Origin of the sequence: Phragmitibacter flavus (assembly GCF_005780165.1) — a bacterium.
GTDB classification, from domain to species: Bacteria; Verrucomicrobiota; Verrucomicrobiia; order Verrucomicrobiales; family Verrucomicrobiaceae; genus Phragmitibacter; species Phragmitibacter flavus.
Window position 1 is genome coordinate 245,602 of the sequence record NZ_VAUV01000009.1, and the last position, 19,406, is coordinate 265,007.

The window sequence follows — 19,406 nt, forward strand, 5'->3', positions numbered from 1 at the left end:
GGAGAAGGGACAGTCCTGTCCATCTCATCTTGCCAACCCCTCTTCGGTCACAACAATCTGCATTCGGTCACTTTTGCTTTTCCAACTATACCCATTGCCGCTTCATCCCAATGCCTCAAAAAACGCAGCCCTCTGAACAGGATTTTAATCCACACGGAGATGACCTGGACGCCCGCAGTGCCTGGCTCAATTTTGGCAGTCTGACCATAGAAGAGGCTCTTCTCAAGTTTCGTGATCATCCGATGCGCTATCAGGACGATTTTGCCTTCATGGGAAGTCACGCCTTCATTTTTTATTTCCCGGTTCTTGATACATATATGAGGGATTTTCAAGTAGCGGAGGAGGCAGATGCTGTTCTCCCACCTGTCATTGTTGGGTCGATCATCACTTCACAACTCGACTTGTCAGCCTCATCCGTCCTCTTTCCACTCCACCAAAATATTCGTTCTCTCGCCGATTACGTGTTTACTCATTTAAGATCACTCGCCACAGAACCGCGTGATCAAGAATGGATCACGTCGAGTTGGCAAAAAGTGTATGAAGCTCTTGAAAGAGACTCTGCAGAAATGTTTTAAAGGAAAATTCGATTTCAGAGTTCAACGCCTAGCCACGAAATGTTACCTATGAACCGCGGATGTTTAAAAACCTTGGTCCTGATTGTGGTGTTTTACGTAGCCATCTCAGCTTGGGACAGTTTTACAAGTCGGCCAGCGGCGTTATACAAACGCTGGCTCGGCGAGCCAGTGCCATCCGACGTGCTTAATCTGACCGGCAGGTCACAGTTTTCCCTAGCCGAGTCCACCAAATGGCTTCTATTCAAAACTTCACAAAATCGAGTAGATGAGATCACCTCACGTCTCGGCATGTCAAAAGTCACTCCTGCGAACGTGTGGTTGAGGGAGAACAGGGTCCAGGAAATCGAAGTGGCTGGGAAGACCTATCATACAAATTGGTTTTATGCAGGCATCTTCCATTTTCGGAACCATCTGAATGAGATTCAAGTTTATTGGAAGAGCCACGAGGGATTCGATAATTTCAGAGGTGGATATGCTTTATATTTCGTTCCTTCGACTGGTGAGGCTTTTTACACCTCCATCTCCATCTGATCCTGTCATCACCATGGTCCGCTGCCTAATGAGCTGAGCCCGTCCATCCCCTCTTTGCATCTCAAATTAGACGTCTCACTGACAAGAAATGCAAGTATCAGACAACTAGTTCTCAATGAACATCCGCACCTACAACCCCTCTGACGAAAACGCCGTCATTCACTTGTGGGAACTCTGCGGACTCATCGCCCCTCAAAACAACCCCCAACTCGACATCCAACGCAAACTCGCCGACTCCCCTGACTTGTTCCTCGTCGGCACCCATGACTACAACAACGAAATCGTCGCCACCGTCATGGCGGGTTACGACGGACATCGCGGCTGGATCAACTACCTTGCCGTCGCGCCCCATCTGCAAAAAACCGGCTACGGGCGCCAGATCATGGACCACGCCGAAACCCTTCTCCGCGAACTCGGCTGCCCCAAAATCAACCTCCAGGTGCGCTCCACCAACCAACAAGTCATCGACTTCTACCAACGCATCGGCTTCACCTTCGACGATGTGCAAACCATGGGCAAACGCCTGGTCACCGACGAACCCTACCAAGGCTGAAAGGTTCCCCCCTCTTCAAATCATCCGGTAGGGATGCGCTGCGCCGCGTCCCAAACTGAATTGGGCGGAGGTGGCGCGGATGCCCGGTATCCAATTGCCTCTGGATGTCAATCTCGTCCCACCGCCTCCGCCCGCAGACAAATGGGACGCGACGCAGCGCATCCCTACCGGTTTAAAGATGGGCGTTGCAAACAACGCCTTTGCAGTGACCTTTCCGCGCATCCCCCAATCTCCATGCCCCCAAATCCCCGCGACGAAGTCGAAATTGGAAGAACCACCCCCGCCAAAGGAGTCGTCTTATCCTCCGAGATGCCGTTGATCTTGTTCTGCACGATCTGTGCTGATCAACGAGGTTCATGGGTAGCGCGACGTGAGGTCATGGAGTTGTTACACGACATCTGGTCAAATGAGGCAACGGCGTGGTTAGTGGGACCTTATGTATTAATGCCAGATCATCTTCATTTTTTGTGCGTGCCCAAAGACCTCCGTCAGGGAATCGACATAGAAAAATGGACCGCCTTCTGGAAACAAAGATTCAGTCGTCGCATTGGCCAACCGGAATGGCGCTGGCAGCGCGGCATCTTTCATCATCGCTTGCGCAATGATGCTCAATTACAGGAAAAATTGGAATACATGCAGGAGAATCCCGTGGTCAAAAATTTAGCAGATAAATCCAATTCGTGGCCCTGGCGTGGAGAAGTTCACGATTTACACATGGCGATGAATTCATTTCACCAACCATCCCCATCAAAACAACGGTAGGGATGCGCTGCGTCGCGTCCCAAACTGAAATGGGCGGAGGGGGCACGGAGCCTCGTGGCAGCGATTGATGAATGGCATCTTGTGGAATAAAGTGTGCTCCATCAATTAGTCCATCCCACCATGCCCACTCCCCAATCTCAATCTCAATCTCAATCTGATCGCATCCTGGACTTCGCCGCCACCGGCATGTGGTGGGAGGTCACCAAAACCACCGAAGAAACCAACGGTGCCTCCTTCGAAGCCATCAACATCGTCGTCTCTGGTTTTGAGGGTCCTCCGCTGCACATCCATCCGCATGCCGAAGAGATCTACTCGGTGCTGGAAGGCAAGCTCGACGTTTACGTCAACGGCCAATGGCGCACCCTCGGCCCAGGCGAAACCGCCACGGTTCCAGTCGGTGTTCCCCACACGCTCAAGAATCCGCATCCCACTGAGGTGCGCCTGATCAATATCCATCAACCCGCGCTGGACATCGAACGCATGTTCCGCCGCATGCATCGTCTCATCGCCGATGGCAAACTCACCCTTCCTCCCAAATCCTTCAGCGCCACGGTTCTGATCTCCATGCTTTTCGTGGCGCATTCAAAAGAGATACGCTCCATCAAACCACCGCATCTCGTGATGGGTGCGTTTGCGATTCTCGGCAAATGCCTCGGTTATCGTCTGCCTGTTTGAGGTCGCGCACAAGAACAGACAGCTAGTAAATTCGATTCGAATCATGAAACGGCTTCTTACCACAACCTTGCATGCAGCAGCACTATCGATAGCAACGTTCTTTGTGGTCGGGGCCACTTGGTTTGTCCATGATGTTGTTCAAGACGGGAAAAGAGCCTTCTTTTTCACATTTGAAAGCGAACCAAAAGAGGGTTGGGACTACTGGTATCGAAAACAGTTTTACAACAATTTGCCCAGCGACATCGCCTTTTACTTAGTGGTGATCATACTGTTCACCCTCCTGGGTTGGCTCTGGTATCGCTTTGGAAAAGACTTGTCAAAACGTCGCGAAACGATCCCCACTCCTTCCATTGATAAAATCTAGTGCCAGACGACTGTGCCTCAGGTTCCATCAAGACGCCTGCTTAAAAATGCACAAGCCTGAACACGCCAGCAATCCGAAGGAAAATCAACGCTGACAGCCCCGCAATACAGGCTACATTCATCGCTGTGACCGCAAAGAAATTCTATGATTGGCAGACTGCAGGAGGCACCAACGATGTCATGCGCCTCGTGGACTGTTTGGAGCGTGCCGACATCAAGTGGTGCGCCATCGGAGGTGTGGCGGTCAACCACTGGGCCGAAGAACCCATGGTGACTCAAGATGTTGACTTCGTCGTCGCAGCCGCCGACGTTGACAAAGCCGTCTCCCTGCTTTCCGACGCAGGATTCAGCGCTGACCGCTTCCGATGGTCGGTAAACTTCAAAGGCCAATCAAAGGTCAGCATTCAACTGAGCACCGAAGAAGTTTACCTTTCCTTTCCAGATCGATCGGTTGCCGCTGATGTTCACGGCATCCTTCTCAGGGTAGCCTCGTTGGAAGATACCCTCACTGGCAAAATTCTCGCGTGGCGCGATTTCACCCATCGCCAAAGTAAAAGAATCAAGGACTTCGCCGACATCGCACGGCTAGTCGAATCACACCCAGTGCTCTGGTCGTTGCTCCCCGAAAGTTTACAGTCGGAGATTGAGAAACCCGAGTGACGTTGCCCGCTTTCCCTCCATCTCGCCGACCGCCTTCACCACCCCAAGCCCAGTGCAATGGGAGTGCTCGTGCGATCATCGCTGAAGCGCCCCCGCCATTCCGCCGAAGCGTGTTTGGTTAAACACAAGGTCGAGTTGATCAGATCCGTCAAAGCCGATTTGAGTTCGCGACTTCCACCTGATTCAAATCCACCGCTTCAACCAGGACGTCTCGGTCGAACTGGCCGCCTTGGCCTCCTCCAACGCCTTCACCCTCTTCGCCAGTTGCTTGTTCGTCTCGACCAACTGGCGAAGATCTTGACGCACCGCCAACTTGAAAACCAGACGCCAATGCTGGCCCGGCTCGATCTCCGGCAACTGGATTCGAACACTTCCACCAGCCTCGCCTGCGAGCATCCACTTCCCATCGGTATCGATATCGGAACCGCCACTGTGATCCGCTTCCAGCCACGAAGCCCCCGAGACCTTGATCTCCTGTTGCGACGATGGGACCAGACTCCATCCCACCCGGCCACTGGTATCAATCAGACTCAATTCGCCCAGTTCCAGGATTGACACTGCCTCGGCAAAACTCAGGCGCACCTGGACGGTGCCCTCGGGCAACTCGATCGAATCCTGACCCATCAAGCCTGGATCAAGCCGACACTCTTTCGACGCCCGTTTGTTGAATTTCTCCCCCGCCTTGCGCCACTCGACTCGACAAATGGTCCATGGAGCAAATACATGCGAGAAGGCCCGCGCTCTCAACCCGCTTTTGAGCAGGCTGCCATCACACTCTGCTTGAGGTCGAATCGCCTCCACGGCGCGATGACAGTCCAACGCAAAACAATGATGGGCAGAAGACTCCTTCGCCAACGCGGCCGCAGCGAGCCCCTTCAATCGATCCTCGACGCCCGCATCAGGCGCAATCCACTCCGGCAGCACTTCATGCAAATCATCAAGCACCGGAGCCTTCGCATAGTGCGAGAGCACCTTGGTGGTTTCATACGCCAGCCGCTCGCGTTTCAATGCTGAATCGCCGCTCGCATTGGCCTGGTTATTGAGAACCCGGAACTGCAACAAGGGCTCCTGATGAATATGAAGGTCATGGCGGGAACACAGGCGGATCCACATGTCAAAATCCGGCAGCTGAACCATCAGCGGATCGTAAAATCCCAACTCCTCATAAACGTGTCTCCGAATCAATACACTGGGATGACAGAGGCAGTTCCCAAAATCAAAAAAGAAGCGCAGCCAATCCTGGCGCGAACGATTTTCCTCCCGGAAAATTGATCGATACGGATGCCCTTCATCAACCGAATCCCCTCCCGCTTCATCGATCACTTCCGCTAGGGAAAATACCGCACCCAATGATGGGCGCGCCTGCATGATTTCCAATTGGGTCGACAATCGATGCGGCAGCCAGACGTCATCGGAGTTGATCACCGCCACAAATTCTCCGCGCGCCTGCCGGATGCACCGGTTTAATGATGCCGCGCCGCCCACGTTGAAACCACCTTCAATCATCACCGTCCGCGGATCATCAAAAGTCTTCAGCAGCTCCGCCGTCCCGTCCGTCGATCCGTCATCGCGGATCACCAATTCGAAGTCGGCAAAATCCTGGCTCAGCACACTGGCAACCGCGTCCGCTACAAAGGCGACGTGGTTATAGGAACTGAGAACAACAGAAACAATAGGGCTCATACGAAACAGAAACTTGATCCCATATCATTTCGCCGACCCGGCAACCAAAACCTCGCAAACCCGGTCAACGTCCTCGTCCTTCAATCCACCATGCAGCGGCAGGCAGAGGATTTCCTTCTCCAGACCCACCGCATTTGGCAAACCTTGGGGCGCAGCCGAGGGCAAATGCGCATAGGGCTCGATGCTCGAACACAGCGGCCTGAAATAGCGCCGCGACATGATGTTTTGTTGCCTCATACCATTGAACATCGCATCGCGGTCGGAATGGGATTCGGGTCCGATTCGGACAGGCATGTATTGCATGCTGGGACGCACCCCAGGACCTGGAAGCATGCACTCCACTCCTGGCACATTGCGCAACTGATCCCGATAACGTTTCACCACCGTAGCGCGCTTCGCATACTCTTCGTCAAGCACCTCCATGACACAAAGCCCCAGCGCGGCCTGCAGTTCATTCATCTTTCCATTGATCCCAGACATCGCCACATGGTCCTCGTCGGCAATCCCGAAATTATGCAGCAGATGGAGATCCTTCGCCAAAGAGGCGTCGCGAAACGTCAAAGCACCGCCCTCAGCCGTGTGAAACAGCTTGGTCGCATGCAGGCTGAACATGCTGATGTCTCCATAAGATCCAATGGCACGCCCCCCAACCTCCACCCCGAAGGCATGCGCCGCATCGTAGATCAATTTCAGTCCATGTTTCTTCGCGATCGCTCCAAGCGCCTCGACATCACACGGAATGCCAAACACATGCACCGCCAGGATCGCACTGGTGTCTTTGGTGACGGCCGCCTCCACCGCTGCTGGATCAAGACAACCCGTGCGGGCATCGATGTCAGCAAATACCGGCGTCAACCCGGCCCAATCAATCGCATGGGTGGTGGCCGGGAAAGTGAACGGCGTGGTGACCACTTCCCCTCGCAGCCTTAGCGCACGCAGGGCAAGCAACAAAGCCGTGGTTCCATTGTTGAACGTTGCCACATTGGCACATCTCAACCGCGTCCGCAGCACCTCAACAAGGTCGCTGTTCTGTTTCCCTCCATTGGTCATCCATCCCGACTTCCAAATTTCTTCAAGTTTCAGGACGTAAGAACTTAGATTTGGCAACAGGGGTCTCGTCAAGCGCACCAACAGGGAAGAGCCCTCGGACTTTTTTGCGATATCGATTGGATGAATAAGTTCAAGCACTAGGGGAAGTTAATGAGGAATGAAAAAATAGGGGGGACACCATTTATCGAAATATAAATGGTCTCTTAGAAATTCTACCCTGTTTGTCACAATCGTTGGCAAACACCCTGATGCGCTTGTCATTTATCAGCGATCCTCTCTTTTCATTTCTTTGTGATGTAGTGCCTTTTCTTAGCCCGATACCGACTACGCTCCAATGTTCAACGAGCCTGTATGCAATTTTGTTTGCTACTCGGAAGCATCCATTGAATGATTTATTCGGCATCGTCCAATCACCATTGCATCTATGTCGAAAAATTATTGGTCAAACATATGTCCACTTGCGAGACAACCCATTTCGATTTGTCGCACGGATCTTATTTAACTTTTTCATGGTGACCCTCATTCCATTCTCATCTCCATCCAGCAAAGCCGTGCCACTAATTAACCAAATTCGTTGCCTGTCAGATAAAATCCCTTCGGACTTCGGCGGTGGCTCACCGATGGAGAAAATCCGGCTGATGGTCCATCTTGCCACCTGCGCCAACGTTTCTACTTATGTTGAAATAGGGGTGTATCGCGGTCGCAGCTTTTTACCTATGGCGCTTGCCATGAAAACCAGCGGCGGACGCGCATTTGGTGTTGATCCCTACTCCAGAACTGCCGCTGCAGAAGACGATGTTTCCGACCAACTTAGGCCGCATATCGATCATTTTGTCGAAACCACTGATTTTGACCAAATTTATTCCGATGTAGAAGCACTGATTGATGATCAAGACCTTCGCGAAAGCACTAAGTTGCTGCGCGTTCCGTCCTCGCAGGCCGCCGGGTATTTCAGAGACAAGAGAATCAGCATCGGCATGCTGCACGTTGACGGCAACCACGACACCCGTTTTGTCATGGAGGATGTGCAACTCTACCTGCCCCTGATGGAACCCTGCGGGCTGGTCATTCTTGACGACATCGACTGGGATTCGATCAGACCAGCCCACGCGTGGCTCAATGCGCACGCGACGCTGCTGTTCGAAACTTCAAATTTCGCGGTCTTCTTCAATGGTCAGGGCGATGATATCTCCGCATTTCCTATAAAACGCCGGGAACTAAATGCACTGTTCAACCTCTTCAAAGCGGAGCCATTCAGCGCCACTTGGACGATTCTCGGAACCATTCCACCTCAACCCAAGGTCTCCATTTCCCTGATCACCTACAATCAGGAACGCTACGTCGCCAAAGCTCTCGACAGCATTCTTTGCCAGCAGGTGGATTTTGACTACGAACTCGTCATTTCTGATGACCATTCCCATGACGGCACCCCGCAGATTTTGCTGGATTACCAGACCCGACATCCTGATCGAATCCGTCTGAATCTGAGAACCGAAAATGTGGGGGCCGTGCCCAACTACCTGGACAATTTCTCCGTCTGTCGCGGCGACTATGTGGCATTTCTTGAGGGTGATGACTATTGGATGGATCCCTTAAAGCTTGCCAAACAGGTGAACTTTCTTGAAGCCCATCCCGACCACGCCATCTGCTGCCATAACGTCATGGTGGTGGACGCAAACAACGATGCTGACAGGCTCCTGCTCAAGCGCGTGCCGGCATCCGGCAGCGTCATTGATTTGTGCCGTGGCGACTACATTTCCACCCCCTCCTGCATGGTGCGCAATCATCTTCTCGATGAGATTCCCGACTGGCTTTACACCCTTCCCGGATGTGATTGGCCACTCGACATCCTGCACGCTGAGAAGGGCAAAATCGGCTACCTCAACGATGTCATGGCCGCCTACCGTGTTCATGCAACAGGCATCTGGTCTGGACACGATTCAAAAAGTCAGCTGGAGACCGCCCTCAGTCTTACCCAGGCCATCAACCGGCAGCTATGCTACCGATACACCCGTTCATTCCAGATCTATGAACAACAGGTGCGCAGCGCGTTGGAGAAGGAGGCTGCCGCGGCCTCAACATTTTCAAAGGACGAACGCGGTCTCAACGACGCTCCAGGCAACGGGGAGCAGTTGTCTTTGGCGGCCAATGGGATTCACGAGGTTCATCGTGAATACCTCCATGCCATGGGGGAAATTGCTCGTCTGCGTGATCAGAATCGTCGGCTGCGCGCTAGGCTGGCCACCGCCAAAGAAGAGACTCTCCGTCTTCGATCACGCCTCGTGAAGTCGAGGCGCACCATTGCATCCGCCGAACTCTGGCAACGCCGATCATGGACCAAACGGGCTTTTCATCGCTGGCGGACTGCACCTTTGAAAGAACCTCTTGGAGCCCTGCAACGCTTGTTGCGCTCTTTGCGCAAACGTCGGTGGCTTGCCGCCCCACCATTGATCGAGCCACCGAAACCTGCAGTGGTTGAGATCAGCCAAATTGAGCCGATCACGGCATCGTCCCGACCCTCCTCCAATCCACAGGTCCTGCCTCACACGGAGAAAAATGCCTTTCCCCATCATCCACTCGTCATCCTCGACGATGCCTTTCCCCATCCGCTTTCAGGCTTTCGCTTTCAGGAATTTCATTCCTATCTGGAAGCGATTCCGGGCACCATGATCCACTGCACCGGCGAGGCCTTTCCCACTTTGGGCGAACAACGGTCATTGGAGGAACTCGTCGATCTCAGCACCGTCACCCACCCCGCGTTGAGAGGTCGCGTGCAAAGATTGAAGGAATACGAACCCCTCAAAGCTTCACTCGCCTACCTGGTGTTCTTGGGGAACATCCATCGTTTCCAAAAAATTCTCGCCTGTTCGAATCTGCCCTTTGTCTTCACTCTTTATCCCGGGGGATATTTTGAGGTCAACAATCCTCAAAAAGATGCGTTCATGCGCAGCGTCTTCAAGTCTCCCCTGTTCCGCCACGTCATCGTCACCCAGAACATCACTCACGAATACTTGCTGGAAAAAAAATTCTGCCGTCCCGATCAAATCACCGCCATCTATGGCGTCGTCACCCCGCTGGAACACCTCAACAGAAATCTTTCGTTAAAAAAACATTACGGCCCTGACAAACCCACCCTCGATATCTGCTTCGTCGCGCACCGCTACTCCCCCAACGGAGCCGACAAGGGTTACGATGTTTTTGTTGAAGTCGCCAAGCGCCTTTCCGCCCGCCACCTTAACATCCAATTTCACGTGGTGGGCAACTTCGACGCCACCATCATCGACATCACGGGACTCGAAAATCGCATCACCTTTCACGGCACCCATGTTCAGCAATGGTTCGCTTCATTCTATGCGGACAAGGACATCATTCTCTCACCGAATCTCCCTTTTGTTCTTGGTCCAGGCTACTTTGATGGATTCCCCACCGGCTGCTGCACGGATGCCGCGCTTCACGAAGTCGCCTTGTTCTGCACCGACACACTCCAGCTTAACCAGGTGTTCACTCACGGAGTCGACATCGTCATCATTCCCTACAGCCCCGAACAGGTGGTTGAAATCATCAGCCACTACCATGAGCATCCCGATGCACTGAAAAGCCTTGCACAGCGCGGCTGCGAAAAAGTGCGTGAGGTCTACAGCTATGAACAGCAGATTGCCCCGCGCATCCAGTTGCTCAAACGCCTCATCGAAATCGAAATCGAATCCGAAACCGGTTCCAACGATAACGCCACATCCCATGCCCTCGCCTCAATCAACTGAAACCCCCGACATCCCCGGCGTGAAGACCTTCGCCTTCACCAAGATCATCGGGGTGGAGAACATCGAATTTGGCAAACACATCATCATCGATGACTTCACCCTCATCTACGCGACCAGCCCGATGCGCATTGGCAACCATGTGCACATCGCCTGCTTCGCCTCCATCACCGGCGGGGCCGAGTTGGACATCGGCGACTTCGCCGCCATCTCCCAAGGCTGCCGCATCCTGACCGGAACCGACGACTTCAAGGACTGGGGATTCGGCAACTCCACCATCCCGGAAAAGTATCGAAACACCACCCGCGCACCCATCTCCATCGGCAAGTTCTGCATCATTGGCGCCAACAGTGTCGTGCTTCCCGGCGTCACCATCGGTGAAGGCGCCACCGTCGGAGCCGGTTCTGTCGTCACCAAAAACCTCGCTCCCTGGGGCGTTCATATCGGCAACCGCCGTATCAAAGAACGCGACCGAGATGCCGTGCTGGCCACTTATCAGACGTTTCTTGATGACCATGCATCTCCCCCCTGAAGGCATCACTTGAATTGACGGTTGGGGGATGGCCGGGGTAGAAGGTTGCATGTTCGTAAGTTACGGGATCGCAGGACGCTTGTTTCCGCGTGTGGTGGCGCTGACCTTTTTGATCGCGTTTGCGTCATGGGGCATGCAGTTCGAGGGGTTGACGGGTGAACGGGGCCTGATGCCAGCAGGGACTTTTTTGGAGAATGCCCGCGCCTATGCAGATCGTGAGGGGATCAGTGCAGTCTGGCGGTTTCCGACGTTGCTGTGGTGGCAGTCGGGCGATCTTTGGGTGAAGGGTCTGTGCATCGTCGGGTGCGGTTTGGCGCTGATGGTGATGGCAGGATTTTGGCAGGCTCCGTTGCTCGCCTTGATGTGGGTCGGCTATCTTTCGCTGGTGACCACAGGCGATGTGTTCATGTCGTTCCAATGGGACGTGCTGTTGCTGGAGGCCGGACTGATCGCCGTGATGGCTGGATGCTGGCGATGGAGGGTGCGGGACTGGATGCCGTCGCGCTGGCTGATGTTGCTGCCGCAAATGCTGCTCGTGAAACTGATGTTCCTGTCCGGTTGGGCGAAGCTGGCGAGTGCAGATGCGGTGTGGGCGGACTGGACGGCCTTGGTTTATCATTATGAGACACAGCCGTTGCCGACCTGGTTGGGATGGTGGGCGCATCAGTTGCCTGAAGGCGTGCACTGGTGGTGCTGCGGATTGATGTTCGGCATCGAACTGGTGCTACCTGTTGTTTTGCTGGGCGTGCTTGGGGTCGAGGCGGTGTGGGGAAAATCGACACGGGTGCTGCGCGGGATCAAGAAGGGTTCCGCATTGTCGATGGTGCTGTTGATGGGCATGATCGCTTTGACCGGCAACTACACCTTCTTCAATCTGCTGACCGCCGGGCTTGCGTTAACCGTGCTTGATGACGGCTGCTGGCCGCGACGCTGGCGGCGGGATGGAGCGCCGATGAAACGCGAGGTGATGTGGAGACGAATCGGACAGGGCTTGGTGGTCGCATGGATGCTCGGATTGAGCCTTTGGGTGACGCTGGAGCGCGTGGTGTGGAAGTCAGGAAACGTCTCGGCCTTGAGTCGGTCGTTGGCACCATTCGCGAGCGTGAACACCTATGGGCTGTTTGCGACCATGACAAAGGATCGCCACGAGATCGTGATGGAGGTCAGCGATGACGGAATTTTCTGGCAGGCGTTGGAGTGGCGCTGGAAACCCGGAGACCTTGGTCGGGCACCCGGCTTTGTGGCACCGCATCAGCCGCGCCTCGACTGGCAGATGTGGTTCGCCGCTTTGCATCCGGGTTTTGTGCCGGAACGGGACATGAATTCAGGAAGGATCGCGTGGTTCGGGCAGTTGCTGGTGGCCATCGTGGAACGCCGCGCACTGGTGATGGACTTTTTTGAGGAGCCGCCCATCCCGCTAGAGTCGATCCGTCATGTCAGGGCACGATTTTATCGTTACGAATTTACCACCCGCGAGCAGCGTCGGGAGACGGGGGATTGGTGGACGAGGAGTTATGTGGGTCTGTATTCGGATTCGTTCTCTGTCGAATGAGTGTAGAGAGGTGGGTCCGCATCGCTTCGCCCTCTCGACCCAGAACCAGCGAGTTCATTCGAAAAAGCGGGTGCTGGGCAAAACAAGACCCAGAAGGGCTGCCCGCCTCTCCGATCTGCACCTGCCATTTATCGCAAGTCGTATTTGAAGTTAAGCTTGTGGCCCTCGTCAAAGGTCCTCTGCTTCCGATGGCCATTGATGGTGTAGGTAATGAGCGTCTCTTTGCGAACCAGCGGTGCCGGATCCTCGCCGCCAGCAGCATCATCTCGGTGAAGTTTAATGGTGGGCGCACCCGATTCCATGGCTTTCTGGAGAGCCTTGGTAATGTCCAGAACGCGTTTGGAGGCAAAATCACCATATTCTGCATCAAGGATCGTGAGTTGCATCACTAACCCGGGTCTGGAAACGGCGTTATTGGCAACCTCCAATTGAGTGTCAATTTCTTTTAGCTCGTCGTCGACTGAGCGAGCGGCGTCGACTTTGCGTTGACGCACGAAAGCGGACTTTTGTGCTTCAAGTTGGCGTTTGTAGGTGTTGAGCGCGGGAATGACAACACGCTGCATGGAACGCAAATGCTCCTCACGTATTTCCACAAGTTCGGGCGGGTCGGGCTGCGCAAAAGCAGCAAGCGCAGAAGCAATGAAGGTGACGAAGGAGAGTGTTTGTTTCTTCATGGGTGCAAAGTTTCAGTTTTTCGCGAACAGTCGCCCGACAGCAGATTTATACGACGTATTACAAAAAATCATCACCCAAAACCCTTCAGTTTGTAGTTTTCTTGGAATGCGACGGATTTCAGCCTCCTCAACGAACGAACCAAAGCTCTCCATAAAAATCACCTCCACCCAATAAAACCGGAAACTTCGCGCCGTTCGCAAAGTTAAGCTTATCAGACCTTTTCTCGTCCGCCCGCATTCCGCATTCCGCATTCCGCATTCTCTTTATCCCTTATCCTTTCGCCTTTATCCTTTCCCTCCATGTCTCTGGCCGAACTCCTCACCCAATGTGCCACCCAGGCTGGCTGCACCCAACCCGATCAATGCCGACAGGCACTCAGCGATGCCGCCGAACGCCGCGGCTCCCTCATTGATGCGGTTCTCGATGCCGGGATTGTCGACGAGGAACTTTTCTACCCTGCCCTCGGCACCGCTCTCAACCTCAGCTTCACCCCCGACGACACCTTCGAAGCAGCGGAAAACCTTCACAATCGCTTCCCCGCCAAACTCGCCCTGCGCCACCGACTCTACCCCGCAACTTTGAGCGGTCCCGACCTTACCCTGCTCACCTACGATCCCTTCAACCTCGACGCCAAGCAGGCGATTGGACACGAAGTTCGCAAACGCGTCACTTGGGGACTCGCCACCCGCCGCCGCATCCTGGAAGCACTGCATCAGGGATACGGCGTCGGTGCCGAAAACTTTGAAGAACTCCTCGAAGGTCGCGACGGCGACGGCGGCCACGACGACCTCAAACAAGAAACGACCGTTCTCGACGAAGCCGATGAAGAGGCCACCGTCATGAACTTCGTGAACCAGATCTTCCGCGAAGCCCTCAAGGAACGCGCCACCGACATCCACGTCGAACCCCTCGAACGCGACCTGCGCATCCGCTACCGCATCGATGGCAAATTGCTCGAAGTCCCCGTCCCGCCCAACATGCGGCTGTTGCAGTCCTCGCTCATCTCCCGACTCAAAATCATGGCGAACCTCGACATCGCCGAGCGCCGCCTGCCGCAAGATGGACGCATCAACCTCGAACTCGACGGCAACCCCATCGACGTCCGCGTCGCAACCATCCCCTCCGTCAACGGCGAAAGCGTCTCACTCCGTCTCCTTACCCGTCAGAAATTCGACATGGAAAAGCTCGGCCTCGACGGCGAGATCCTTGTCAAAATCAACAAACTGCTCGGCATGCCCAACGGCATCATCCTCGTCACCGGCCCCACCGGTTCAGGGAAATCCACCACGCTCTACACCCTCCTGCGCCAGCTCAACACCAAAGACCGCCGCATCGTCACCATTGAAGACCCCGTCGAAAACAAACTCGACGGCGTCGTCCAAATTGCCGTCAAACCCGAGATCAACCTCACCTTCGCCGCCGGCCTCCGCTCCATCCTGCGTGGCGATCCCAACGTTGTCATGGTCGGGGAAATGCGCGACCTCGAAACCACCGAGATCGCCATCCGCGCCGCTCTCACCGGTCACCTCGTCTTCTCCACCTTGCACACCAACGACGCCGTTGGCGGCATCAGCCGACTGCTCGACATGGGCATCGAACCCTTCCTCATCTCCTCCTCCGTCCGCGCTTTTCAAGCCCAGCGTCTCGTCCGCACCCTCTGCCCTTTCTGCAAAAAACCCGCCGAAACCGAAGCGAGCTACCTCGACGCCATCGGCTTCCCTGTCGAGTATCGTGAAAACCTCAAACAACCCGCCGGGTGCCGTCAGTGCCGCAACACCGGATATCAGGGCCGACTCGCCATTATGGAAATCGCCCTCATGACCAGTGCCCTCAGCGAAAAAATCAACACCCACGCCCCCATGCCCGATATCAAAGCGCAAGCGCTCGCCGACGGCATGATTCCCATGCGTCAATACGGATTCATGAAAGCTGCCGCCGGCATCACCACCGTTGAAGAAGTCATGACCGTCACCGCATCGAGTGATTAATCCAAGCTACGCCTTCTTCGTGCCCGCCTTTTCCTACACCGCCCTAGACACCACCGGTCAATCTACCACCGGCACGCTCAACGTGTCCACGCGGGCCGAGGTGTATCGTCGACTCGAATCCCAGCGACTCACCCCCGTCAGCGTCAACGAACAATCGAAACATAACGCCACTTCCTCCGAACCCACCAAGGACAAACTCCCGCCCGCCAAACTCAAACGCGTTCAACTGATCCTCTTCACCGAAGAACTGGCCGACCTCATGGACGGTGGACTCCAGCTCGAACAGGCCTTACGCGTCATGAACGAACGCCAGGAATCGCCCATCCTGCGTCGTGTTTCGGGCCGCATCCGCGAACAAATCCGCGAAGGTGCCACCTTCTCCAAAGCCCTGCAAAACGCCTCGCCCAGCTTCGACGAACTGTATTGCAACCTTTCCGCCGCTGGTGAAGCCTCCGGCACGCTGCCTCAAACCCTACGCCGACTCTGCATCAGCATCCAGCAGATCCACGAACTGCAATCCCGCGTGCTCGGTGCCCTGGTTTATCCCGCCTTCCTGATGGGCGGCCTCGTCCTTCTCCTCATTGTCTTCAGCGTCGTGCTCGTTCCCGGCTTTTCCGACATGCTCTCGAAAAGCCGCATGGAACCGCCCGCGATCATGCAAATGGTGTTGGCCGTATCCGACTTCATCGCCGCCTGGTGGTGGCTCGGCATCGTGATGGCCATTGGTGCCTTCCTGCTCTTTCGCATTTATATCAGTCGCGAATCCGGCCGCCGCTGGTGGGATCGCGTCCAGCTCCAAATCCCCCTCTTCGGCCCCGTCCTCGCTGCCCGATTTTATGCCCAATTTGCCGCGTCTCTCGGTGGACTCGTCACCAACGGCATCCCTCTCCTCAACGCCATGCGCCTCAGCGCCAAAGCCACCTCCAACGTCTACTTCAAAGCCATCATCACAAAGGCAAGCGTCGCCATCGGTGAAGGCGTTGCCCTCTCCAACGCCCTGCGCAAGGACCGCCAGCTTCCCATGATGCTCATCGACCTCATCGCCATGGGCGAACAAACCGGCCGACTCGGTTTCGCCCTGCAAAAAGCCGCGACCCGTTACGATAAGGAACTCGACAAAAAAGTCAAACGCCTCACCGGCCTTGTCACCCCCGTCGTCCTCGTCATCCTATTCGCCGTCGTCACCGTCGTCGCCCTTGCCATCGTCACCTCCATCTTCGAAACCATGTCCAGCGTGCGATCCAGCGCCTAAATCATCAACCGTAAATCTTAAATCTTAAATCTTAAATCTATCTCAATCATGCACATCCATACCGCACACCACCACCGCCGGTTCAAACACCAACGTTCCGCCTTCACCCTCATCGAGATCATTCTCGTCCTTGCCCTGCTCGCCATCCTTATGGGAGCCGCCATCACCACCCTCAACCGTGGCGGATTGATCGAAGGAGCCCAGGAAGACCGCGTCAAAGGCGACATCCAGACCATCAGCACCGCGCTGGATGCTTATTCCTACAGCGCCGGACGTTACCCCAACTCCGAGCAAGGCATCGGCGCCCTCATGGAAAAGCCCACCACCGCCCCCATCCCTGACCGCTGGCACCGCACCCTCAACGAAATCCCCACCGATCCCTGGAAGCAGCCCTACAATTATCGCTTCCCCGCCACCAAATCCAAAAACCCCTACGACATCTATTCCATCGGCAAAGACGGCCAGGCCGACACCGAAGACGACATCGGAAATTGGTGAGATCGAAAGGCTAAAGGATGAAGGCTAAAGGATAAATGAATTCATGACCCCGATCATCCAGAGTGAATCGCGAACCCGGAGACTGCAACTGCACGCTCCGGGTTCTCCGCTTTCTTCATCCTTCCAAAAAGCTTTTACTCTGATCGAAATCGTTCTCGTCCTCACCCTTGTCGCCATCATCACCGCCGCCGCAGTCCCGGCTGTCAACGGCCTCCGCGACGAAGCCGCCGCCCGTGAGCCCCTCACGGCGCTCGCCCGACTCGCCAAAGAAACCCGGCTCCAGGCGATGAAAGACAAACGTCCTTATCAAATCGCCTTCACCGCCCAAGGATTCACCGCCACCCGCTACCTCAGTCCCTACCTCCAGGCCGCCGAACTCGAAGCCTTCCTGCAAACCCCTGTTCCCGATCCTGTCACCGAAGCCACCGAATCCGCCGATGGTGCCCCCCCTCCACCCACCTTCGTCAACTGGACCAAAACCTACGCCCTCCCTGAAGGTCTTCAATACAACGTCCAATACTGGCACGAAGCCTCCCCGACTGAAATCTCCGGTCCCATCGTCAGACTCTGGGTCTTCCAGCCCACCGGCATCGTCGCCCCCATCACCGTCAACCTCATCCATCAAGGCACCATCCACAGCGCCACCTTCAACGCCCTAACCGCCGACATCGCCAAAACCAGTTCCCACAGCCAGTAAGAGAAAGGCTAAAGATAAAGGCGAAGGGCAAAAGCTGATCTCAAATCACAAATCATAAATCATAAATCATAAATCATAGATCCAATTTGACCTCCCCATCTCCAGCACCTTCCAACCGCCCCGCCCGTCGCCGGACACACGGTTACCTGTTGCTGGAACTCATCCTCGCCCTCACCCTTTTTTCCCTCGCCGTTCTCGGTCTCGCGCGCTCTCTCCAAATGAGCATCCAAACCGGAGCCATCATCAATCGCGACCACGACGTCCGCCTCGCCTTGCGTGGATTCCTCGAAGAAATCCGCCGCAAACCCCTTTCGGAAATGACCCAGTCCTATCTCGATCCGCGCCTCAATCTCACCCTCCAGAGCAGCATCGAACCCCTCGAACTACGCGACCGCAACGGCACCGTTCTCAACAACCTCTACACCCTCCGAGTCGCCACCACCTACGAAGCCGGAGCCGAACAGCGAGAAGAATTCCTCGAAGTCTTCGTCTACAAAACCCAAACCGAGGAAGCCAATTAACCGGGAATGACCCCACGTCCTTCCATCCCCCCGTTTCACCCCTCCGTCCAAAAAGTCGGAGCGTCCCCTTTTAGCCTTTATCCTTTATCCTTTAGCCTTTCTAGATCCGCCTTTAGCCTTTTAGAAGTCATCCTCGCTCTCACCCTTCTCGCCCTCCTCAGCGGCATGGTGTTCGGCATCGTCCGCGTCTCGCTGCGCACCGCCATGGAAACCCGCCAGGTGCAGATGGAAAACGATCAGCTCAACCAGTTCATCAAACTCTGCCGCCACACCTTTCAAAACCTTCCCGCCACCGCCACCGTGACTCTCGAAATCACCGAACGCGGCACACCCGTCCAACAGGAACTCACCATCTCCGGCGTCCCTGAATTCTTCGCCTTTGGCGGCAACCCCATCTCCTACGAGGACTCCATCATCGGCCTGCGCCCCGATGTCGAAGCGATTGAAAACTCCCCCACCGGACAGGTCCAATATTACATCGGCACCAGTCGCGAAGACCTCATCACCACCGATGGCACCAACGGCAACTCCGCCGCCATCCGCGCCAGCACCTCTGGAATCGCCGCCCCCGACGACCAGGGCCGTTACTGGATGCCGCTCCTCCCCGGCGTCGTCAGCCTCACTTGGCGATTCTTCAACGAAGACGAGGACATCTGGGAAGAAGAATGGGACAGCGCCGTGCTTCCCGTCCTCGTCGAAATGAACCTCCTCATGGTTGACCGCACCTACCCCATCCGCATGGTCTACGCCCTTCCCGCCACCAAACTCAGCGAAGCCAACGCCCGCCTCGCCACCAACGCCGATTCCGTCGACGCCAGCGACACCACCTCCACCGCCAACAACCAAAACCAGGGAGGCGGCCAGAATCAGGGCCAAGGTCAAGGTCGCGGACAAAACCAAGGCGGAGGAGATCGCGGTGACCGGGGACAAGGAGGCCAGGGCGGCCAGGGTCAAGGAGGTGGCCAGGGCCAAGGCAACCAAAACACCCCCAATTCCCAAAATCGTCCCAACAATTCGCAACCATCCGGCGGCAACCCCGGTTCAAACCAAGGTGCCCCATCCAGCGGACGCTAGTTCGATC

19 protein-coding genes are annotated in these 19,406 nt (G+C 55.4%); 16 read left to right on the top strand and 3 right to left on the bottom strand.

Going from position 1 to position 19,406, the window contains the following annotated elements; translation table 11 throughout:
• The first annotated feature begins 29 nt into the window (after window positions 1-29).
• From FEM03_RS13895 to FEM03_RS13925, 7 genes are all read left to right on the top strand, one after another.
• Window positions 30-575: a hypothetical protein gene (locus FEM03_RS13895; protein ID WP_138086875.1), complete on the top strand. Its 546-nt coding sequence runs from the start codon at window positions 30-32 to the stop codon at window positions 573-575.
• Window positions 576-623: 48 nt separating this feature from the next.
• The gene (locus tag FEM03_RS13900; protein ID WP_138086876.1) at window positions 624-1,106 is read left to right on the top strand and encodes a hypothetical protein; all 483 of its coding nucleotides are present in this window, start codon (window positions 624-626) and stop codon (window positions 1,104-1,106) included.
• 115 nt (window positions 1,107-1,221) lie between these two features.
• Complete coding sequence (locus FEM03_RS13905) at window positions 1,222-1,659, top strand: GNAT family acetyltransferase (protein ID WP_138086877.1); 438 nt, start codon at window positions 1,222-1,224, stop codon at window positions 1,657-1,659.
• A 234-nt stretch (window positions 1,660-1,893) separates the two neighbouring features.
• On the top strand, window positions 1,894-2,421 hold the full coding sequence (locus FEM03_RS13910; protein ID WP_138086878.1) for a hypothetical protein: 528 nt from the start codon (window positions 1,894-1,896) through the stop codon (window positions 2,419-2,421).
• A gap of 120 nt (window positions 2,422-2,541) precedes the next feature.
• Window positions 2,542-3,096: a cupin domain-containing protein gene (locus FEM03_RS13915; protein WP_138086879.1), complete on the top strand. Its 555-nt coding sequence runs from the start codon at window positions 2,542-2,544 to the stop codon at window positions 3,094-3,096.
• A gap of 43 nt (window positions 3,097-3,139) precedes the next feature.
• Entirely contained in the window at window positions 3,140-3,460 is a 321-nt protein-coding gene (locus tag FEM03_RS13920; protein ID WP_138086880.1) for a hypothetical protein, read from the top strand.
• Window positions 3,461-3,657: 197 nt separating this feature from the next.
• Window positions 3,658-4,119 (top strand): nucleotidyl transferase AbiEii/AbiGii toxin family protein, encoded by a 462-nt coding sequence (locus tag FEM03_RS13925; protein ID WP_166442852.1) that lies wholly within the window; start codon window positions 3,658-3,660, stop codon window positions 4,117-4,119.
• A 183-nt stretch (window positions 4,120-4,302) separates the two neighbouring features.
• Here FEM03_RS13925 and FEM03_RS13930 read toward each other — a convergent pair whose 3' ends face one another.
• Window positions 4,303-5,802 carry a glycosyltransferase gene (locus FEM03_RS13930; protein WP_138086882.1) on the bottom strand — a complete coding sequence of 500 codons (1,500 nt, stop codon included), beginning with the start codon at window positions 5,800-5,802 and terminating at the stop codon, window positions 4,303-4,305.
• A gap of 24 nt (window positions 5,803-5,826) precedes the next feature.
• On the bottom strand, window positions 5,827-6,930 hold the full coding sequence (locus FEM03_RS13935; RefSeq protein WP_343162112.1) for a DegT/DnrJ/EryC1/StrS aminotransferase family protein: 1,104 nt from the start codon (window positions 6,928-6,930) through the stop codon (window positions 5,827-5,829).
• A gap of 473 nt (window positions 6,931-7,403) precedes the next feature.
• On the opposite strand from FEM03_RS13935, the gene FEM03_RS13940 reads away from it, so the two are divergent.
• Genes FEM03_RS13940 through FEM03_RS13950 form a run of 3 tightly spaced genes read left to right on the top strand, consistent with a single transcriptional unit; the run spans window position 7,404 to window position 12,694 of the window.
• Window positions 7,404-10,613: a glycosyltransferase gene (locus tag FEM03_RS13940; RefSeq protein ID WP_166442853.1), complete on the top strand. Its 3,210-nt coding sequence runs from the start codon at window positions 7,404-7,406 to the stop codon at window positions 10,611-10,613.
• Entirely contained in the window at window positions 10,591-11,142 is a 552-nt protein-coding gene (locus tag FEM03_RS25610; protein WP_138086884.1) for an acyltransferase, read from the top strand. The genes FEM03_RS13940 and FEM03_RS25610 overlap by 23 nt, the downstream gene beginning before the upstream one ends.
• 49 nt (window positions 11,143-11,191) lie before the next feature.
• On the top strand, window positions 11,192-12,694 hold the full coding sequence (locus tag FEM03_RS13950; protein WP_166442854.1) for a lipase maturation factor family protein: 1,503 nt from the start codon (window positions 11,192-11,194) through the stop codon (window positions 12,692-12,694).
• A gap of 128 nt (window positions 12,695-12,822) precedes the next feature.
• Here the strand turns inward: FEM03_RS13950 and FEM03_RS13955 are convergent, their stop codons facing one another.
• A complete protein-coding gene (locus tag FEM03_RS13955; RefSeq protein ID WP_138086886.1) occupies window positions 12,823-13,368 on the bottom strand; it encodes a hypothetical protein in 546 nt (181 codons plus the stop codon).
• 300 nt (window positions 13,369-13,668) lie between these two features.
• On the opposite strand from FEM03_RS13955, the gene FEM03_RS13960 reads away from it, so the two are divergent.
• From FEM03_RS13960 to FEM03_RS13985, 6 genes are all read left to right on the top strand, one after another.
• Window positions 13,669-15,357: a GspE/PulE family protein gene (locus tag FEM03_RS13960; RefSeq protein WP_138086887.1), complete on the top strand. Its 1,689-nt coding sequence runs from the start codon at window positions 13,669-13,671 to the stop codon at window positions 15,355-15,357.
• A gap of 19 nt (window positions 15,358-15,376) precedes the next feature.
• On the top strand, window positions 15,377-16,609 hold the full coding sequence (locus tag FEM03_RS13965; RefSeq protein WP_138086888.1) for a type II secretion system F family protein: 1,233 nt from the start codon (window positions 15,377-15,379) through the stop codon (window positions 16,607-16,609).
• A gap of 48 nt (window positions 16,610-16,657) precedes the next feature.
• On the top strand, window positions 16,658-17,107 hold the full coding sequence (gspG, locus tag FEM03_RS13970) for a type II secretion system major pseudopilin GspG (protein ID WP_138086889.1): 450 nt from the start codon (window positions 16,658-16,660) through the stop codon (window positions 17,105-17,107).
• A 43-nt stretch (window positions 17,108-17,150) separates the two neighbouring features.
• Entirely contained in the window at window positions 17,151-17,804 is a 654-nt protein-coding gene (locus FEM03_RS13975) for a pilus assembly FimT family protein (protein ID WP_138086890.1), read from the top strand.
• An 86-nt stretch (window positions 17,805-17,890) separates the two neighbouring features.
• Window positions 17,891-18,325, top strand: a complete 435-nt coding sequence (locus FEM03_RS13980) for a hypothetical protein (protein ID WP_138086891.1) — start codon at window positions 17,891-17,893, stop codon at window positions 18,323-18,325.
• Between the two features lie 6 nt (window positions 18,326-18,331).
• Entirely contained in the window at window positions 18,332-19,399 is a 1,068-nt protein-coding gene (locus FEM03_RS13985; protein ID WP_138086892.1) for a hypothetical protein, read from the top strand.
• The last annotated feature ends 7 nt before the right edge of the window (window positions 19,400-19,406 follow it).